Here is a 16815-nt window from a genome sequence, read left to right on the forward strand (position 1 = left end):
CGGCGCGGGTTTCCGGCCGTGGCGGGGGCGCTGCCCCCGTCGCGGCTCCGCCGCGACTCCCCCGGAGTATTTGCGCCAAGAAGAAGGCGCTGGCGGCGTCAGCCCTGAAGCGGTTTCACCGACAGCTCGCCCTCTTCCCGCGCCTTCATGGCGAGCGTCGCGGCGTGGCTCGCGGCGGCGGTGGTGAAGTAGGGGATCTTGGCGTAAAGGGCGACCGAGCGGATCTCGCGGCTGTCCTCGACCGCCTGCGCGCCTTCGGTGGTGTTCATCACCAGCGAGATCTCGGCGTTCTTCAGCCGGTCCACGATGTTGGGACGGCCCTCGTAGACCTTGTTCACGACCTCGCACGCGACACCGTTGTCCGTCAGCCAGGCGCCGGTGCCGCGGGTGGCGACGATCTCCAGCCCCATCGCGGTGAGAAGCCGGGCGGCCTCGAGCATCTGGGGGCCCTTGTCGGTGTCCCGGATCGACACGAAGGCCCGTCCCGACTGGGGCAGCTCCATCCCGGCGCCGAGCTGCGCCTTGAGGAACGCGCGCGCGAAGGAGCGGTCCCAGCCCATCACCTCGCCGGTGGAGCGCATCTCGGGGCCGAGGATCGTGTCGACGCCGGGAAAGCGGGCGAAGGGCATCACCGCCTCCTTCACCGAGAACCAGGGCATCGCCGGGTCCGCGAGCGTCATCGGGTCGGCGAGGGGCAGGGGCTGGTCGTAGCTCACGTCCTTGTAGGGCGGCCGGCCGGAGAAGGCCGAGAGCGGTTCGCCCGCCATGACGCGCGCGGCGATGGACGCGATGGCCGAGTCGGTGGCCTTGGCCACGAAGGGCACGGTGCGCGAGGCGCGCGGGTTCACCTCGATCAGGTAGACCTCGCCGTCCTTCACCGCGAACTGCACGTTCATCAGGCCCACCACGCCGAGTTCCAGCGCCAGCGCGCGGGTCTGGCGCTCGATCTCCTCGATGATGGGCGCGGAGAGCGAGTGCGGTGGCAGGCAGCAGGCGGAGTCGCCCGAATGCACGCCCGCCTCCTCGATGTGCTGCATGATGCCGGCCACGTGCACGTCGCGCCCGTCGGAGATGGCGTCCACGTCCACCTCCGTCGCGCCGGAGAGGTAGCCGTCGAGAAGCACGGGGCTCTTGCCCGAGACCACCACGGCCTCGTCGATGTAGCGTTCCAGGTGGGCCTGGTCGCGCACGATCTCCATGGCGCGGCCGCCCAGAACGTAGGACGGGCGGATCACCAGCGGAAAGCCGATCTCCTCGGCAATGGCGCGGGCCTGCGCCTTGGAAGACGCGATCCCGTTCTGGGGCTGTTTCAGATCGAGCTTGTTCACCAGCGCCTGGAAGCGTTCCCGGTCCTCGGCGAGGTCGATCGCGTCGGGCGTGGTGCCGAGGATCGGGATGCCCTCGGCCTCGAGCGCCCGGGCCAGTTTCAGGGGCGTCTGCCCGCCGAACTGCACGATGACCCCGTGCAGCGTGCCGGCCTCCTGCTCCACCCGGAGGATTTCCATCACGTGCTCGAAGGTCAGCGGCTCGAAGTAGAGGCGGTCGGAGGTGTCGTAGTCGGTGGACACCGTCTCCGGGTTGCAGTTGACCATGATGGTCTCGTAGCCCGCGTCGCTCAGTGCGAAGCAGGCGTGGCAGCAGCAGTAGTCGAACTCGATGCCCTGCCCGATCCGGTTCGGACCGCCGCCGAGGATCACCACCTTCTTCCGGTCGCTGGGGCGCGCCTCGCACTCCACCTCGCCCATCATCGGCGCCTCGTAGGTGGAATACATGTAGGGCGTCTGCGCCTCGAATTCGGCGGCGCAGGTGTCGATGCGCTTGAAGACCGCGGTGACGCCGAGATTGAGGCGCGCGCGCCGGACCTGTGCCTCCTCCCGGCCCGTCAGCTCCGCGAGGCGGGCATCGGTGAAGCCCATCATCTTCGCCGCGCGCAGCCCCTCTTCCGTGACCGGCAGCCCGTCCCGGCGCAGCCTGTTCTCGGCCTCGACGATCTCGCGGATCCGCGCGAGGAACCACGGATCGAAACTGGTGATGGCGCCGATCTCCTCGTCGTCGAGGCCATGGCGCATGGCCTGCGCGATCACGCGAATCCGGTCGGGCGTCTTGCGCGAGAGCGCGCGGACGATCGCGGCGTGGGCCTGGTCGGGATCGTCGGCGCCGTCGATCGCGATCTCGTCGAAGCCGGAAAGCCCGGTCTCGAGGCTCGACAGCGCCTTCTGCATCGATTCGTGGATCGTCCGGCCGATGGCCATCGCCTCGCCCACCGACTTCATCGAGGGGGTGAGGTCGGGCTCGGCGCCCGGGAACTTCTCGAAGGCGAAGCGCGGGATCTTGGTCACGACATAGTCGATCGTCGGCTCGAAACTGGCGGGCGTGACCTTGGTGATGTCGTTGTCGAGCTCGTCGAGGGTGTAGCCCACGGCAAGCTTCGCCGCGATCTTGGCGATGGGAAAGCCGGTGGCCTTCGAGGCCAGCGCGGAGGAGCGCGAGACGCGGGGGTTCATCTCGATCACCACCATGCGCCCGTCTTCGGGGTTCACCGCCCATTGCACGTTGGAGCCGCCGGTCTCCACGCCGATCTCGCGCAGGACGGCGATCGAGCCGTTGCGCATGATCTGGTATTCCTTGTCGGTCAGCGTGAGCGCCGGCGCGACGGTGATCGAATCGCCCGTGTGCACGCCCATCGGATCCACGTTCTCGATGGAGCAGACGATGATGGCGTTGTCCGCGCGGTCGCGGACCACCTCCATCTCGAACTCCTTCCAGCCAAGCAGGCTCTCGTCGATCAGGATCTGGCTGACGGGCGAGGCGTCGAGGCCCGAGCGGCAGTAATGCTCGAAATCGTCGCGGTTGTAGGCGATGCCGCCGCCGGTGCCGCCCAGCGTGTAGGCCGGGCGGATGATGGCCGGCAGGCCCACATGCTCGAGCGCGGCCATGGCCTCTTCCATGGAGTTCGCGATGGTGGCCTTCGGGTTCTCGAGGCCGATCCGCTCCATCGCCTCGCGGAAGAGCTTGCGGTCCTCCGCCATCTCGATGGCCGCGCGCCGCGCGCCGATCATCTCCACGCCGAAGCGGTCCAGAACGCCCATCTCCTCGAGCTTGAGCGCCGTGTTGAGGCCGGTCTGCCCGCCCATCGTGGGCAGGAGCGCGTCGGGCCGCTCCTTCTCGATGATCCGGGCCACGATCTCGGGGGTTATCGGCTCGATATAGGTGGCGTCGGCGAGGCCGGGGTCCGTCATGATCGTCGCCGGGTTGGAGTTGACCAGGACGACCCGGTAGCCTTCTTCCCGGAGCGCCTTGCAGGCCTGCGCGCCGGAGTAGTCGAACTCGCAGGCCTGACCGATGATGATCGGCCCCGCCCCGATGATCATGATCGACTGGATGTCGGTGCGTCTGGGCATGTCAATCCTCAGGGGCTGCGGCGCGCAAATCCGCACGGGTTATAGAGAAGCGCGGCTGCGGTGCAAGGGGGGGGCGGCCGGGCGTTTCCGAACACCTCGGAACGGCCCTCCGCGTCGGCGCGGCGCCGTGGCTGCGGGCTTGATCTGTGTCAATCAAACTTGACATTAGATCTGTCAGATTTTCCCAAAAGGGAGACTCGCCATGCGCATTCTGTTCGTCCACCCCAACTACCGCTCCGGCGGGGCCGAGATCGCCGGCACCTGGCCCCCTGCCTGGGTCGCCTACCTGACCGGGCATCTGCGGCAGGCCGGTTTCGACGATATCCATTTCATCGACGCGATGACCGACAACATCGCCGACGAGGATCTGGCCGGCCGCATCGAGGCGCTGCAGCCCGACGTGGTGGGGGTGACGGCGATCACCCCGTCGATCTACCGCGCCGAGGAAGTGCTGCGCATCGCACAGGAGCGTGTGCCCGGCGCGGTGCGCGTCCTCGGCGGGGTCCACGCCACGTTCATGTACAAGCAGGTCCTGTCGGAAGCGCCCTGGGTCGACGTGATCGTGCGCGGCGAGGGCGAGGAGATCCTGACCGAGCTGATGCTCGCGGTGCAGGACGGGCGCTGGCCCGCCGACCGCTACCGCATCAAGGGCCTGGCGTTCCGTGACGGCGAGCAGATCGTGGCGAACGAGGCCGCGAGCACCGTGAAGGACATGGAGGCGATCAAGCCCGACTGGACCGTGCTGGAGTGGGAGAAATACATCTACATCCCGCTGAACACCCGCGTGGCGATTCCCAACATGGCGCGCGGCTGCCCGTTCACCTGCTCCTTCTGCTCGCAGTGGAAGTTCTGGCGCGACTACCGCGTGCGCGAGCCGAAGGCCGTCGTGGACGAGATCGAGGATCTGGTGGAAAACCACGGCGTCGGTTTCTTCATCCTCGCGGACGAGGAGCCCACCATAAACCGCAAGAAGTTCATCGAGTTCTGCCAGGAACTGATCGACCGCGACCTGCCGCGCCGCGTGCAGTGGGGCATCAACACGCGCGTCACCGACATCTACCGCGACCGGGAGCTGCTGAAATTCTACCGCAAGGCGGGGCTGGTGCATGTCAGCCTCGGCACGGAGGCCGCCGCGCAGATGAAACTCGACCAGTTCAACAAGGAAACCAAGGTCGACGAGAACAAGACCGCCATCCGCCTGCTGCGCGAGGCCGACATCCTCGTCGAGGCGCAGTTCATCGTCGGCCTCGACAACGAGACCCGGGAGACGCTGGAAGAGACCTACCAGATGGCGTGGGACTGGCAGCCGGACCTGGCGAACTGGGCGATGTACACGCCATGGCCGTTCACGCCGCTCTTCCAGGAACTAAAGGATCAGGTCGAGATCTTCGATTTCTCGAAATACAACTTCGTCACCCCGATCATGAAGCCCGCCGCGATGGAGCGGGGCGAGCTGCTGGACGGCGTGATGAACAACTATCGCCGCTTCTACATGAAGAAGGCGCTCTTCCATTACCCCTGGCGGGGCACGGGCTACCGGCGGCGCTACCTCCTGGGGTGCCTCAAGGCCTTCCTGAAGGCGGGTTTCAACCGGACCTTCTACGACCTGGGCAAGGCCGGCTACTGGGGCCCGCAATCGAAGGACAAGGTGGATTTCAACTTCGACGAAACCCGCCAGATCGCCGAGGCGCAGATGGACGACTGGGAAGCGGCCGCCGACCGCGCCGCGCGTGCACGCGAGCGGCGAGAGGCGGTGCGCGCCCAGATGAAGGAGCGCGGCGCGGAACGCCGGGAAGGCTTCAAGATGCCGAACGGCGCCGAGGTGCGCGCCTGCGGCGGCTCCGACCAGCAGATGGAGAATGTCTGAGGCCATGGTGCCTTTCGACGGCACCTCCGCCGCGGGCGGCACGGCCGCCCGCATCGGCCCGAACGCGCTGCTGCAGCTCGATCCGCTGCTGCGCGAGGCGGGGCTCGACCGGTCCGTCTACGCCGCGGCGGGGATCGAGGCGATGCCCGACGGCACCGGGATGATCGATGAGCGGCCCGTGGCACGCGTGCACCAGGAGCTGCGGCGGATCGCACCCGGCCGCGCGCCCGACCTCGCCCATGCGGCGGGCGTGGGCACCGGGCGCTACATCCTCGCGCATCGCATCCCCCGCGCGGCGCAACGTCTTCTGAGGATGCTGCCCGCACCGCTCGCCGCCCGCCTCCTGGCCCGCGCGATCGCCGCGAATGCCTGGCCCTTCGCCGGCTCGGGTCGGTTCTCGGTGAAAACGCCTTTCTGTTTCGAAATCGCCGACAATCCGGTCGTCCGCGGTGAAACGGCGCCGCGCCCCGTCTGCGACTGGCACTCGGGCGTCTTCACCACGCTTTACGCCGCGCTCGCGCATCCCGACATGCGCTGTACCGAGACGGCGTGCTGCGCCGCGGGCGCGCCCGCCTGCCGGTTCGAGATCGCCCGCCCGTCGCGCGCGGTCACTCGCCGGCCTTGAGCTGCCTCACTGCGGGGTGCGGCGTGTAGAGATAGGCGCGCGAGGCGGGAACCATGGTCTGGTCATGGGCGAGTTGAAGCTGGAACACGCCCTGCCGCGTCTCGTCGAATGTCACCTCGCATGCCGTGAGGTAGTAGCGCCACATGCGCACAAAACGCTCGTCGTTGAGCGTGCGCACCGCGTCGAGATTGGCCTCGAACCGGTGCCGCCATTCGCGCAGCGTCCGGGCGTAATGGTAATGGCCGGCAAGGACTTCCAGATCGGTGATCCAGAGCTCCGACGCCTCGACCGGAACCGCGAGCTCGGAGAGCGATGGCACGTAGCCGCCGGGAAAGATGTACTTGCTGAGCCAGGCGGATTGCGTGGTCGGCGGCGACACCCGGCCGATCGTGTGGATGAGCGCCACGCCGTCCGGGGCGAGCAGGTCGCGCACCTTGTCGAAATAGACGGGCAGCTGCGGCAGGCCGACATGCTCCAGCATCCCGACGCTGACGATGCGGTCGAAGCGCTCGTCGAGCTTGCGGTAATCGAGCAGCCGGAACTCGACGCGGTGCGAAAGCCCCGCGGCCTCGGCCCGCGCCCGGGCGCGCCCGAGCTGGTTTTCCGACAGCGTCACGCCCAGGACGCGCGCGCCGTAATCCCTCGCGAGCGTGAGCGCCATGCCGCCCCAGCCGCAGCCGATGTCGAGCACCCGGTCGTCGGGTCGGATCATCAGCTTTTCCGCGATATGCGCTTTCTTGGCAGCCTGCGCCTCTTCCAGCGTCATGTCCGGCCGGGCGAAATAGGCGCAGCTGTACTGCCAGTCCTCGTCGAGGAAGAGACCGTAAAGATCGTCGGAAAGATCGTAGTGATGCGCCACGTTGCGCCGCGCCGAAAGCGGCGTGTTGCGCATGGCCCAGCGGCGCAGCGCGAAACGCAGGCCCCCGAGCGCCCGCGCGACGGGCGTGTAGCTCTGGCTGTTGTCGGCATTGCCGCGGTTGGAGACGAGAAGCCGCAGCAGAGGCTCGAGCTGGTCGGTCGCGATCTCGATCGTGCCGTTCATGTAGCCCTCGCCCAGCGCCAGTTCCGGGGCTAGGCAGATCCGGCGATAGACCGCCTCTTCGGCGATGCGAACCTCTGCCGCGTATCCTTCTCCGCCGGGACCGAACTCCGCGGCCTTGCCGTCCGGGCCGATCACCTTCAGCCGGCCCTTCCGGATCATGCGCCGCAACATTCCTTCAAAGCTGCTTCTCCACATCGTCCCCCACTTCCCGGAGGCGCCGCGGGCACCGCCGCCAAAGACTTTCCTGCACTCCCGGTCGCGCAGTATGCCACCGAGTACGGGAATCGCAAAATCCGCCCGCGCGCCCGCACCTTGACTTCGCCCGCCAAGCCCTGTTTCTCGGCGCGGAACCGCGGACCGGAGGCCGACATGCACCCTTATCGCAGCCACACCTGCGCCGAGCTCAGCACCAGCGACGTGGGCCAGACCGTGCGCCTTTCGGGATGGGTGCACCGCGTGCGCGACCACGGCGGCGTGCTTTTCATCGATCTACGCGACCACTACGGCATCACGCAGGTGCTGTGCGATCCCGACAGCGCGGTCTTTGCCGAGGTGGAGAAGGTGCGCTCGGAATGGTGCGTCCGCATCGACGGCGAGGTGAAGGCGCGCGATCCCTCGCTCATCAATCCCAAGATCCCCACCGGCGAGATCGAGGTCTACATCCGCGACATCGAGGTGCTGGGCGCCGCCGCGGAATTGCCGCTGATGGTGTTCGGAGACCAGGAATACCCCGAGGAGACGCGCCTTCGGTATCGCTACCTCGATCTGCGGCGCGAGGAGATGCAGCGCAACATGACGCTTCGGTCGGACGTGGTCGCCTCGATTCGCCGCCGGATGTGGGACATCGGCTTTCGGGAGTACCAGACGCCGATCATCACCGCCTCCTCGCCCGAGGGCGCGCGCGACTTCCTCGTGCCGTCGCGCCTGCATCCGGGGCGGTTCTACGCGCTGCCGCAGGCGCCGCAGCAGTTCAAGCAGCTGCTGATGGTCTCGGGCTTCGACAAGTACTTCCAGATCGCGCCCTGCTTCCGCGACGAGGATCCCCGCGCCGACCGCTCGCCCACCGATTTCTACCAGCTCGACATGGAAATGAGCTTCGTCACCCAGCAGGACGTCTTCGATACGATCCAGCCAGTGATCGAGGGCGTGTTCGAGGAGTTCGGCGGCGGCCGCAAGGTCGACAAGGTCTGGCCGCAGATCAGCTTCGCCGACGCGATGCTGCATTACGGAACCGACAAGCCCGATCTGCGCAACCCGATCAAGATGCAGACCGTGTCGGAGCATTTCCGCGGCTCGGGCTTCGCGATCTTCGCCTCGCTGCTGGAGCAGGAGGGCACCGAGATCCGCGTCATCCCCGCACCGGGCGGCGGCTCGCGCAAGTTCTGCGACCGGATGAACAAGTTCGCGCAGGAGCAGGGGCTGCCGGGGATGGGCTACATCTTCTGGCGCGACGGCGAGGACGGGGTGGAAGCCGCCGGGCCGCTGGCCAAGAACATCGGCCCGGAGCGGACCGAGGCGATCCGCCGGCAGCTCGGCCTCGGCAAGGGCGACGCCGCCTTCTTCCTCGGTGGCCGGCCGAAGGAGTTCCAGACCGTCGCCGCGCGGGCGCGCGACGTGATCGGCCGCGAGTTGAACCACCTCGACGAGAACCGCTTCGCCTTCGCCTGGATCGTGGATTTCCCGATCTTCGAGAAGGACGCGGAGACGGGCGAGATCGACTTCGAGCACAACCCCTTCTCGATGCCGCAGGGCGGGATCGACGCGCTGGAGGGCGACCCGCTGGCGGTGAAGGGGTTCCAGTACGATCTCGCCTGCAACGGCTACGAGCTGGTCTCGGGGGCGATCCGGAACCACCGGCTGGACGTGATGCTGAAGACCTTCGCCATCGCGGGCTACAGCGAGGCGGAGGTGCGCCGCCGCTTCGGCGGGCTTGCGACCGCCTTCCAGTACGGCGCCCCGCCGCATGGGGGCTGTGCTGCCGGGATCGACCGGATCGTGATGCTGCTCGCCGACGAGCTCAACATCCGCGAGGTGATCCCCTTCCCGATGAACCAGCGGGCCGAGGACCTGATGATGGGCGCGCCGTCCCAGCCGTCGCCGGAACAGATGATGGAACTCTCCCTGCGCGTGGTGGAGCGGGACTGACGCGCCCCGCGGGCGGCGATCACATCGCCGCCCGTTCCGATAGCCGCTCCTGCAAAAGCCCCGTGACATGCGCCAGCGCACTGCGCCCGGCGCGCCCCTCGGCGCGGGCGGCCGCGAGGGCCCTCGCGGCCTCGGCCAGAGGCGCATCCTCCGCGATCCGGGCCACCCCGCCCAGGAACTGCGCGACGTAGTCGAGCCCGGCCGGCCCCGTCTTGCCGGACAGGGCCCTGGCGGCATGCTCGAGGTCGTCGTGGTAGGCGATCGGGTCGGGCCGGGGCATGGCCCCGATCGCGGCGCGCCCGGGCGCCGGTACCTCGACGCTGTCCGGCAGGCGGCTGAGCACCGCGCGCTGGAAGGCGGCGAGCCCCGGCAAGGGCTTCGGCAGGAACCCGTGGGCACCGGCGGCGAGCGCCGCGCCTTCGGCGCAGGGATCGCCGCTCAGCCCCAGTATGACCTGGGCCGCCGCCGTGGCGCGCGCGGCCTCGGCCAGGAGCTGGGCGCCCGACCCGTCGGGCAGCCCCATGTCCACCAGCAGCACGCTGGGCCGGTAGACGGCGAGATGGCGCCGCGCGGCGGCAAGACTGTCGGCGCGGCGAATGCGCGCGCCGGACCGCAGGCACAGAAGGCGCAACGCCTCGCTCGCGAAGCGGCTGTCCTCCACGGCGAGGACGGTCAGCCCGGCAAGCGGGCCCGCGCCGGCGGGGCGGCGAAGCGGGAAGATGCGGTCGTGTTCGTCCATTGGCGGTCTCCTCTCACGCGGTGTGCTGGCCGAGTCGGAGCATTGGCCCCGCGTGGTGAAGGAGGGGTTAAGCGCCGCGGCTTCCCCTTGCGGCCGCGGTGCTTCCTGTCCCATATGATGGCAACGCGCGAAACAGGAAGGCCCCGTCCCATGATCGGACGTCTGAACCACGTCGCCATCGCCGTGCCCGACCTCGAGGCGGCCGCCGCGCAGTATCGCGGCGCGCTGGGCGCCCGGGTGGGTGCCCCGCAGGACGAGCCGGACCACGGCGTCACGGTCGTCTTCATCGAGCTTCCCAACACCAAGATCGAACTCCTGTACCCGCTGGGCGAGGAGAGCCCGATCAAGGGCTTTCTCGAAAAGAACCCTGCCGGCGGCATCCACCACGTCTGCTACGAGGTGGAGGATATCCTCGCCGCCCGCGACAAGCTACGCGAGAGCGGCGCGCGCGTTCTCGGCTCGGGCGAGCCGAAGATCGGCGCGCATGGCAAGCCCGTGCTCTTCCTGCACCCCAAGGATTTCAACGGCTGCCTGATCGAACTCGAGGAAGTCTGAGCCCGGCAGCCGCGCCGCCGCCGGCGCAAGCCTGAAAGGATCCCCGCATGTCCATCGCCTCGGCGCTCGTGCTCTACGCCGTCATCTGGTTCATGACGCTGCTGGTCGCGCTGCCCATCCGGATCCAGACCCAGGGCGATCTCGGCAAGGTGACCGACGGCACGCATGCGAGCGCGCCCGAACATCATCACCTGGGCCGGAAGATCCGGATCGTCACGGTGGTCTCCCTGCTTCTCTGGGCGGTGATCGCGGGCATCGTCCTGTCGGGATGGATCACGGTGCAGGACATCGCCTTCTTCAACCGGATGCGTCCCCCTTCAGCCGGTGATACAGGTGCGTGAAGGTGGCCGCGCCGAGGATCGGCACGAAGAGGTTCAGCACCGGCACGACGAGCGGCAGCGCCATCAGCACGCCGGCCGCCCAGATCGTCGCCGCGTGACGCCGGCGTAGCCGCAACGCGCCCGCGCGCCCTTCGCGCCGCATCGCCGCCACGGTGAAGTATTCCCGCCCGAGCAGGTAGCCGTTCACGGCGATGAAGACGGGCGCACCCGCGACCGGCAGCACGAGGATCAAGAGAAGCGCCGCGGCGTTCGCGGCGATCAGGACGCCCATTGCGGCAAGACCGTCCCGCACGGCATCGGACACGGGCACGGCGGGCGCGGGCGGCAGGCCGGGGAAATGACGATCCTCCACGGCCTCGGCCACCTCTTCGAGGAACATGGACACGAAGGCCGACGCGACGGGCACCATCAGGAACACCGACAGCACGAGCATGAGCAGCAGGAACGCCCAGCTCAGCACGTTGTCCACCCAGCCGACCTCGCCCAGAAGCGGGAGGGTGACGGTATCGCCCACGAGCCAGCCCACCCCCCAGACGAGCACCGCGGTAACCGCCGCCAACAGCAGCGCCGTCAGCCCCAGCCCGCGCCAAAACACCGCGCGGAAGCGGCGGTCGCCGATCTGGCCCAGCGCCTTGAGGAAATCGCCCAGGATCACTCCGTCACCCATGTGACGATCGCGTCGAGGTCGGGCCGCGGGCGTTCCGGCGGCGCGGCGCTTTCGGTGCCGATATGGATGAAACCGGCCACCCGTTCGCCGTCCGCAAGGCCCAGCGCCGCGCGGCCGAAGGTCGGGTCGTGGGCGGGCCAACCGGACAGCCAGTTGGCGCCCCAGCCGGAGGCCAGCGCGGCATTGAGCAGCGACAGGCAGGCCGCGCCGGCCGAATAGGTCTGTTCGAGCGGCGGGATCTTCTCCGACGGCTTCTGCACCTCGATCACCGCCACCGCGAGCGGGCTGTCGGCGAATTGCCGGGCATCCTTGTCGGTGTCGGGGTCGGGCCGACCGAGCTCGGCGGCCCGTGCCCGCGCCGCGGCGGCCAGCCGGTCGAGCGCCCCGCGTTCCAGCACGACGAAGCGCCACGGCTCCAGCTTGCCGTGGTCGGGCACGCGCGCTGCCGCCTTCAGGATCGGCGCCAGCGCCGCGCGGTCGGGGGCGGGGGCGCCCAGCGTCTTGGCCGGGCGCGAGCGGCGGCTCAGCATGAATTCGAGAGCGGCGGGATTGGGCGCGGGCATGGTCTCTCCTTCGGTGATACCGACTATCTCGGCCGCGGCGAGGCGGGTTTCAAGCGGCGACGCGCTCTGGACGGGTGGTCGCGTCCCTTGGAAGGGACATGTCATGGCATTGCCGGACCTTACGCATCTCGCCCGGCCGGGCGCGCAGATCGCGCTGCGCGTGACGCCGCGCGCGGGGCGGGAGCGGCTCGTCGAAGAGGCGGGGCGCCTGCGCGCCTACGTCACCGCGCCGCCCGAAGGCGGCCGCGCGACGACCGCGGCGCAGGCGCTTCTGGCCCGGGCCATGGGTGTCGCGAAGACGCGGCTGACCCTCGTGCGGGGCGCGCGCTCGCGCGAGAAGGTGTTCCGTCTGGACTGACGGCCAAGGCGCCGCTCAGCCGCCGTTGCGGCGCTTGTAGACGCCCTCGGGAAGCTCGATCGCCGCGGCGAGGTCGCGCATCTGCGACATGGAGAGCGTGATGCGGTTCACCCGGTCGGTCCGCGGGTCGTACTGCTCGACCGTCACGCATTCCTCGAAGCCGTGCACGATGACATCTTCCTGAAGCGGCACCTCGCCCTCGTCGACGAGGGTGACCACGGTGGCGTCGAATTCGTGCTCGATGCTGAACATGCCCGAAGCCTATCGGCGCGCGAGGCGGATGTGCAAGTTCATCGGCCGATCACGCCGAAATGTCTGGAACCGGGCCGCGGCGTGCCGATACTGGGACCGGTGTCGAAACGCGAGGTCACGGGAAAACGATGCTCGGCTCCGCCATCCGTTCCGCGCTTGCCCTTCTCGCCCTCGCCATCACGCTGGGCGGCTGCGCGCCGGTTCCCGTCCCGCAAACCCCGGATGCCCCGGCCGCGTCACCGTCCGAGGAGGCGCGCGTCCGCGCCGACGCCGCCGTGCGCCGTTTCGTGGAGGTGGTGGACAGGGTGGAGCCTGTCGCGGAAGCGGAGTGCCGGGAGATCTCGCCGGCCCTCGACTGCGACTTCCGGATCGTGGTGGACGACCGCCCCGGGCTGCCGCCGAACGCGTTCCAGACGCGCGACCCGGCCGGGCGGCCGGTCGTGGCGCTCAACATTCCGCTGATCGCCACGGTGCGCAACGCCGACGAATTGGCCTTCGTGATCGGCCACGAGGCGGCGCACCATGTTCTGGGGCATATCGACCGCCAGCGCGAGAACGCGCGAGCCGGCGCGCTGGTTTTCGGAGAGATCGCGGCCCGCGGTGGCGCCGGGCTCGAGGCGGTGCGGTCGGCCCAGGAAGTCGGCGCGATCCTCGGGGCGCGGAGCTACTCCAAGGATTTCGAGCTGGAGGCCGACGCGCTCGGGACGGTGATCGCCGCGCGGGCGGGCTATGACCCGGTGCGCGGCGCGGCCTTCTTCACGCGCCTTCCCGATCCCGGCAACCGCTTCCTTGGCACGCATCCGCCCAACGCCGCGCGGATCGACCTCGTGCGCCGGGTCGCGGCAGGGCTCTGAGCCGGGGCGGGCCGGCGGGCTTGACCTGCATCAAGGCGCCCCCGGCGACGGGCAGGCACCTTCTTCCCGTAACGTCATGGAAGGAGGCCGCCATGCAGGGACAGAAGACGCTCAAGCGCCACGCCAACCTCGTGGACCGGATGGCCACGACGCTGGGCATCGACCTCGAGGAGAAGGCGCTTCGCGGCGAGCTCGCCTTCAACGAGATCGCCGACTCGGTGCTTGCCTGCAGCGGGTGCACGAGTCCCGGCCGGTGCGAGGCCTGGCTCGACGAGCACGCCGCGGGCAGCGACGCGGCGCCGGAATATTGCCGCAACGCCGATCTTTTCGCCCGCCTCGGCGGACGCTGAGGCGCGGGTCGTGCCGCGCCCTCTCGGCCCGCCCGGACGGCACTACTGGCTCTTGCAGCGCATGGCGCGCGTCACCGGCGCGGACACCGCCGGGGCGTGGGCCAGGGGGCGGCTTTCCGCGCCCGACTGGCGCGACATGGTGGACCGGTGCCGCGCCTGCGACAGGCCGGAGCGGTGCGGGCGTTGGCTCGATCTGCACGAGCGCGACAACGGTCCTGCGGTCGCGCCGCCGCGGGGATGCCGCAACGGCGAACGCCGTTCGAGGCTCTCGCAACCGGAAAAGGAGGCCACTCAGCCATGAACGCGATCGGAACCCCGGAGCGCCATTTCTGGATCACGCGCAGCGTGGCGCGGGCGATGGGCATCAGCCTGTCCGACGCGCTCGCCGCCGAACGGCTCACGCCGCAGGTCTATGCCCGGATGGTCGAGAACTGTGCCGCCTGTCCTCAGGCGCGGGCCTGCCAGGAATGGCTGGGCAGGCAAAGCATCGGTCATGCGCCGGCCCCGCTGACGGGGTGCCGGAACTACGGGGCGATGATCGCGCTGAAGGCGTGACCGGGGCGGTCAGTCCCGCAGGTTGCGGGCCGAGTCCTTGATCGCGGTATACTGGCCCGAGGGCCGGAAGCGCCAAAGGTACTCGGGCAGCACCGCCTCCATCGACACAGGCGCGATGCCGAGCTCGGCAAAGCCGCGCGCCCCGTCCGCGACGACGTTGTCGCGGCCGAGCTGACGCACCTGGTCACGGGTCAGTGTGCCGTTGCGATAAAGCCGAAGCGTGGCGCGCTCCAGCCCGTCGAGGCCAGCCGCCATGATCCGCGCCACCCAGAATGGCACGCTGATCACCAGGCGGCGCCGCCGGATCACGCCCAGCATGAGCTGCATGAGTTCGCGGAACGTGTCGACGTCCGGGCCGCCCAGCTCGTAGATGCCGGGCTCGGCACGGCCGGTGACGCCCTCCACCGCCGCGGCCGCGACATCGTCGACATAGGCCGGCTGGAATCGGACATTCGCGCCGACGACCGGGATCGCCGGGCTGAACCGCGCCATGCCCGCGAACCGGTTGAAGAAGTCGTCCTCCGGGCCGAACAGGACCGAGGGCCGCAGGATCACCGCCTGCGGCATCGCCTCGAGCACCCGGCGCTCTCCTTCGGCCTTGCTGCGCGCGTAGAGACTGGGACCCTCGGGATCGGCGCCGATCGCCGAGATCTGGACCATGCGCGCCGCGCCGGCCTCCGCCGCGATCCGGGCGATTCGGCCCGCGCCCTCGGCCTGTACCGCGTCGAAGTTGTTCTTGCCGAACGAATCGAAGGTGCCCACGCAGTTGACGACCGCGTCCGCGCCCTGCGCGACGGCGGCGACGCTGGCGTCGTCACGGATATTGCAGAAAAGCGGCTCGACCTGTCCGACGACACCATAGGGGCGCACGAAATGCGCGTCGTTCGGATTCCGCACCGCGACGCGCACGCGCCAGCCTTCCTGGGCCATTCGCCGCGCGATGTAGCGCCCGAGGAATCCCGAGCCGCCGTAGATCGTGACGAGCTGCGCCATCATGGGCCTCCGCTACGCGTGTGACGCGCCTTCCTTACCGCCCGGCCGGGGGTGAAACAAGGCGGCCCGGCACCTCGTCGAATCGCCGTTGACAGGTCCCGGGGCCGGGGCTACACCGCCGCTCACGACACCTGCCCAGGTGGCGGAACTGGTAGACGCGCTAGCTTCAGGTGCTAGTGCCCGTACGGGCGTGGAGGTTCGAGTCCTCTCCTGGGCACCAATCCCTTCAGGTAACCCTCTGTTTTGCATCAGCTTTTCTTTGGCTGAGCAGAGGCGTAGTACCAAATGGAGTACCAGACTGTCCACTTCACATTTGTGAAACACGGCATCTTCTACTTCGCGAGAAAGATCCCGAACGACCTTCGCGACCATTACACGAGCACCAAGATCTCGTTCTCACTTCGGACCCGGAAGGCGGCGGTTGCGAAGGCGAGAGCCACGAAGGCGTCCCAGCAACTCGATGAGCATTGGCACTTCCTTCGGATGCAAAACCTGGACCTGCCAGGCAAGCACATGCTCCGTGTAAGCAAGCCGCATCCCACGGGACCAGTCGTGGTCCCCGGCCCAGAGAATGCGCCGCAGCAGCCCGGCATCACGTTGAGCGAGGCCGTCGCTGTATACCTGCGTCTGAAGGGCGCGAACCGCCCGGCTACGTTTCACCGGGCTGCCGAGCGGTCGTGCGGCTATGTCATCGACATCTGCGGTGACAAGGACATCACCGCCTATACTCGGGCCGACGCTAACGCGTTCCGCGATGCCCTGATCGCCCGCAAGCTCTCTGGAAGCAGTGTCACGCGGATCTTCGGTATTATCAGGTCCGTGATCAACTTCGCCGCCTCGGAGATCGGGATCACGCTGAGGAACCCTTTCGCTGGGGTCTACTACGACAGGACAGCAGGGGTCGAAGGGCGCGAGCCGATGTCGATTGCTGACATCAGGAAGGTGCAAGTGAAATGCCGGGCCATGGACGACCAAGCGCGATGGCTTGTTGCGATGGTCTCTGACACCGGAATGCGTCTCGCGGAAGCCGCAGGTCTCCTCCGTGACGACATCAAGCTAGACGGACCTATTCCGCATGTCGTCGTGCGCGAGCATCCGTGGCGCCGATTGAAGACCTCGACCAGCGCCAGGTCAGTTCCTTTGGTCGGAGAAGCGCTGTGGGCCGCCCGGCGTGTCATGGCAGAACAGATAGATAGCAAGTTTGCCTTCCCTCGGTACAACAAGGGCGAAACCACGAACGCCAACTCGGCAAGCGCTGCTTTGAACAAATGGATCAAGCCACAGGTCTCAGGCCGCTGCACCATGCACAGCTTTCGGCACTCCATGCGCGACCGTCTTCGAGCCATCGAGTGCCCTGCCGACATCGTGGACCAGATCGGCGGCTGGCAGACTGACGGTGTGGGGCACGGTTATGGCAAAGGGTATCCGCTAAAGGTACTTGCCAAATGGATGGCGGCGACTGCGTAGCCTGTGTTGGTACTACGCCTCTGCTCAGCCAAAGAAAAGCT

General features: G+C 68.5%; 18 protein-coding genes and 1 tRNA gene. 12 read left to right on the top strand and 7 right to left on the bottom strand.

Translation table 11 applies throughout. The features are described 5' to 3' along the window. Nucleotides 1-98 precede the first annotated feature (98 nt). Nucleotides 99-3401, bottom strand: coding sequence for a carbamoyl-phosphate synthase large subunit (gene carB / locus AB6A65_RS13405; RefSeq protein ID WP_371038894.1), 3303 nt, complete (start codon nt 3399-3401; stop codon nt 99-101). A 202-nt stretch (nt 3402-3603) separates the two neighbouring features. Between carB and bchE the strand changes: the two genes are divergently transcribed. Both bchE and bchJ read left to right on the top strand, forming a co-directional pair. Further along, nucleotides 3604-5268, top strand: a complete 1665-nt coding sequence (bchE, locus tag AB6A65_RS13410; protein WP_371038895.1) for a magnesium-protoporphyrin IX monomethyl ester anaerobic oxidative cyclase — start codon at nt 3604-3606, stop codon at nt 5266-5268. Then, complete coding sequence (bchJ, locus tag AB6A65_RS13415) at nt 5261-5893, top strand: bacteriochlorophyll 4-vinyl reductase (RefSeq protein ID WP_371038896.1); 633 nt, start codon at nt 5261-5263, stop codon at nt 5891-5893. The genes bchE and bchJ overlap by 8 nt, the downstream gene beginning before the upstream one ends. On the opposite strand, the gene AB6A65_RS13420 is transcribed toward bchJ, so the two are convergent. Further along, nucleotides 5877-7094, bottom strand: coding sequence for a class I SAM-dependent methyltransferase (locus tag AB6A65_RS13420; RefSeq protein WP_371038897.1), 1218 nt, complete (start codon nt 7092-7094; stop codon nt 5877-5879). The two genes, bchJ and AB6A65_RS13420, sit on opposite strands and share 17 nt — an antisense overlap. 210 nt (nt 7095-7304) lie before the next feature. Here AB6A65_RS13420 and aspS point away from each other — a divergent pair, with 210 nt between their 5' ends. Next, nucleotides 7305-9080 carry an aspartate--tRNA ligase gene (aspS, locus tag AB6A65_RS13425; RefSeq protein WP_371038898.1) on the top strand — a complete coding sequence of 592 codons (1776 nt, stop codon included), beginning with the start codon at nt 7305-7307 and terminating at the stop codon, nt 9078-9080. Between the two features lie 19 nt (nt 9081-9099). On the opposite strand, the gene AB6A65_RS13430 is transcribed toward aspS, so the two are convergent. Beyond that, on the bottom strand, nt 9100-9819 hold the full coding sequence (locus tag AB6A65_RS13430) for a response regulator (protein WP_371038899.1): 720 nt from the start codon (nt 9817-9819) through the stop codon (nt 9100-9102). 150 nt (nt 9820-9969) lie between these two features. Between AB6A65_RS13430 and mce the strand changes: the two genes are divergently transcribed. Next, nucleotides 9970-10374 (top strand): methylmalonyl-CoA epimerase, encoded by a 405-nt coding sequence (mce, locus tag AB6A65_RS13435; protein WP_371038900.1) that lies wholly within the window; start codon nt 9970-9972, stop codon nt 10372-10374. A 47-nt stretch (nt 10375-10421) separates the two neighbouring features. Beyond that, complete coding sequence (locus AB6A65_RS13440; protein ID WP_371038901.1) at nt 10422-10715, top strand: DUF1467 family protein; 294 nt, start codon at nt 10422-10424, stop codon at nt 10713-10715. On the opposite strand, the gene AB6A65_RS13445 is transcribed toward AB6A65_RS13440, so the two are convergent. Both AB6A65_RS13445 and AB6A65_RS13450 read right to left on the bottom strand, forming a co-directional pair. After that, nucleotides 10672-11382 carry an EI24 domain-containing protein gene (locus AB6A65_RS13445; RefSeq protein WP_371038902.1) on the bottom strand — a complete coding sequence of 237 codons (711 nt, stop codon included), beginning with the start codon at nt 11380-11382 and terminating at the stop codon, nt 10672-10674. The two genes, AB6A65_RS13440 and AB6A65_RS13445, sit on opposite strands and share 44 nt — an antisense overlap. Beyond that, on the bottom strand, nt 11367-11945 hold the full coding sequence (locus AB6A65_RS13450) for a nitroreductase (protein WP_371038903.1): 579 nt from the start codon (nt 11943-11945) through the stop codon (nt 11367-11369). The genes AB6A65_RS13445 and AB6A65_RS13450 overlap by 16 nt, the downstream gene beginning before the upstream one ends. A gap of 103 nt (nt 11946-12048) precedes the next feature. Between AB6A65_RS13450 and AB6A65_RS13455 the strand changes: the two genes are divergently transcribed. Next, the gene (locus AB6A65_RS13455; RefSeq protein ID WP_371038904.1) at nt 12049-12303 is read left to right on the top strand and encodes a DUF167 domain-containing protein; all 255 of its coding nucleotides are present in this window, start codon (nt 12049-12051) and stop codon (nt 12301-12303) included. A gap of 15 nt (nt 12304-12318) precedes the next feature. Here the strand turns inward: AB6A65_RS13455 and AB6A65_RS13460 are convergent, their stop codons facing one another. Continuing rightward, nucleotides 12319-12555 carry a hypothetical protein gene (locus tag AB6A65_RS13460; RefSeq protein WP_371038905.1) on the bottom strand — a complete coding sequence of 79 codons (237 nt, stop codon included), beginning with the start codon at nt 12553-12555 and terminating at the stop codon, nt 12319-12321. 128 nt (nt 12556-12683) lie between these two features. Between AB6A65_RS13460 and AB6A65_RS13465 the strand changes: the two genes are divergently transcribed. The 4 genes from AB6A65_RS13465 (at nt 12684) to AB6A65_RS13480 (ending at nt 14314) form a co-directional block, all read left to right on the top strand. Then, complete coding sequence (locus tag AB6A65_RS13465) at nt 12684-13409, top strand: M48 family metallopeptidase (protein ID WP_371038906.1); 726 nt, start codon at nt 12684-12686, stop codon at nt 13407-13409. 92 nt (nt 13410-13501) lie between these two features. Next, complete coding sequence (locus AB6A65_RS13470) at nt 13502-13759, top strand: DUF6455 family protein (protein WP_371038907.1); 258 nt, start codon at nt 13502-13504, stop codon at nt 13757-13759. Nucleotides 13760-13769: 10 nt separating this feature from the next. Further along, nucleotides 13770-14060, top strand: a complete 291-nt coding sequence (locus tag AB6A65_RS13475) for a DUF6455 family protein (RefSeq protein ID WP_371038908.1) — start codon at nt 13770-13772, stop codon at nt 14058-14060. Further along, nucleotides 14057-14314 carry a DUF6455 family protein gene (locus AB6A65_RS13480; RefSeq protein WP_371038909.1) on the top strand — a complete coding sequence of 86 codons (258 nt, stop codon included), beginning with the start codon at nt 14057-14059 and terminating at the stop codon, nt 14312-14314. The genes AB6A65_RS13475 and AB6A65_RS13480 overlap by 4 nt, the downstream gene beginning before the upstream one ends. 9 nt (nt 14315-14323) lie before the next feature. Here AB6A65_RS13480 and AB6A65_RS13485 read toward each other — a convergent pair whose 3' ends face one another. Further along, nucleotides 14324-15307, bottom strand: a complete 984-nt coding sequence (locus AB6A65_RS13485; protein ID WP_371038910.1) for a complex I NDUFA9 subunit family protein — start codon at nt 15305-15307, stop codon at nt 14324-14326. 133 nt (nt 15308-15440) lie between these two features. Between AB6A65_RS13485 and AB6A65_RS13490 the strand changes: the two genes are divergently transcribed. Together AB6A65_RS13490 and AB6A65_RS13495 are read left to right on the top strand one after the other, a co-directional pair. Beyond that, nucleotides 15441-15527 (top strand) — tRNA-Leu (locus AB6A65_RS13490). A gap of 65 nt (nt 15528-15592) precedes the next feature. Further along, nucleotides 15593-16774, top strand: a complete 1182-nt coding sequence (locus AB6A65_RS13495; protein WP_371038911.1) for a DUF6538 domain-containing protein — start codon at nt 15593-15595, stop codon at nt 16772-16774. The last annotated feature ends 41 nt before the right edge of the window (nt 16775-16815 follow it).

Source organism: Rhodosalinus sp. FB01 (assembly GCF_041365715.1).
Taxonomy (GTDB): domain Bacteria; phylum Pseudomonadota; class Alphaproteobacteria; order Rhodobacterales; family Rhodobacteraceae; genus Rhodosalinus.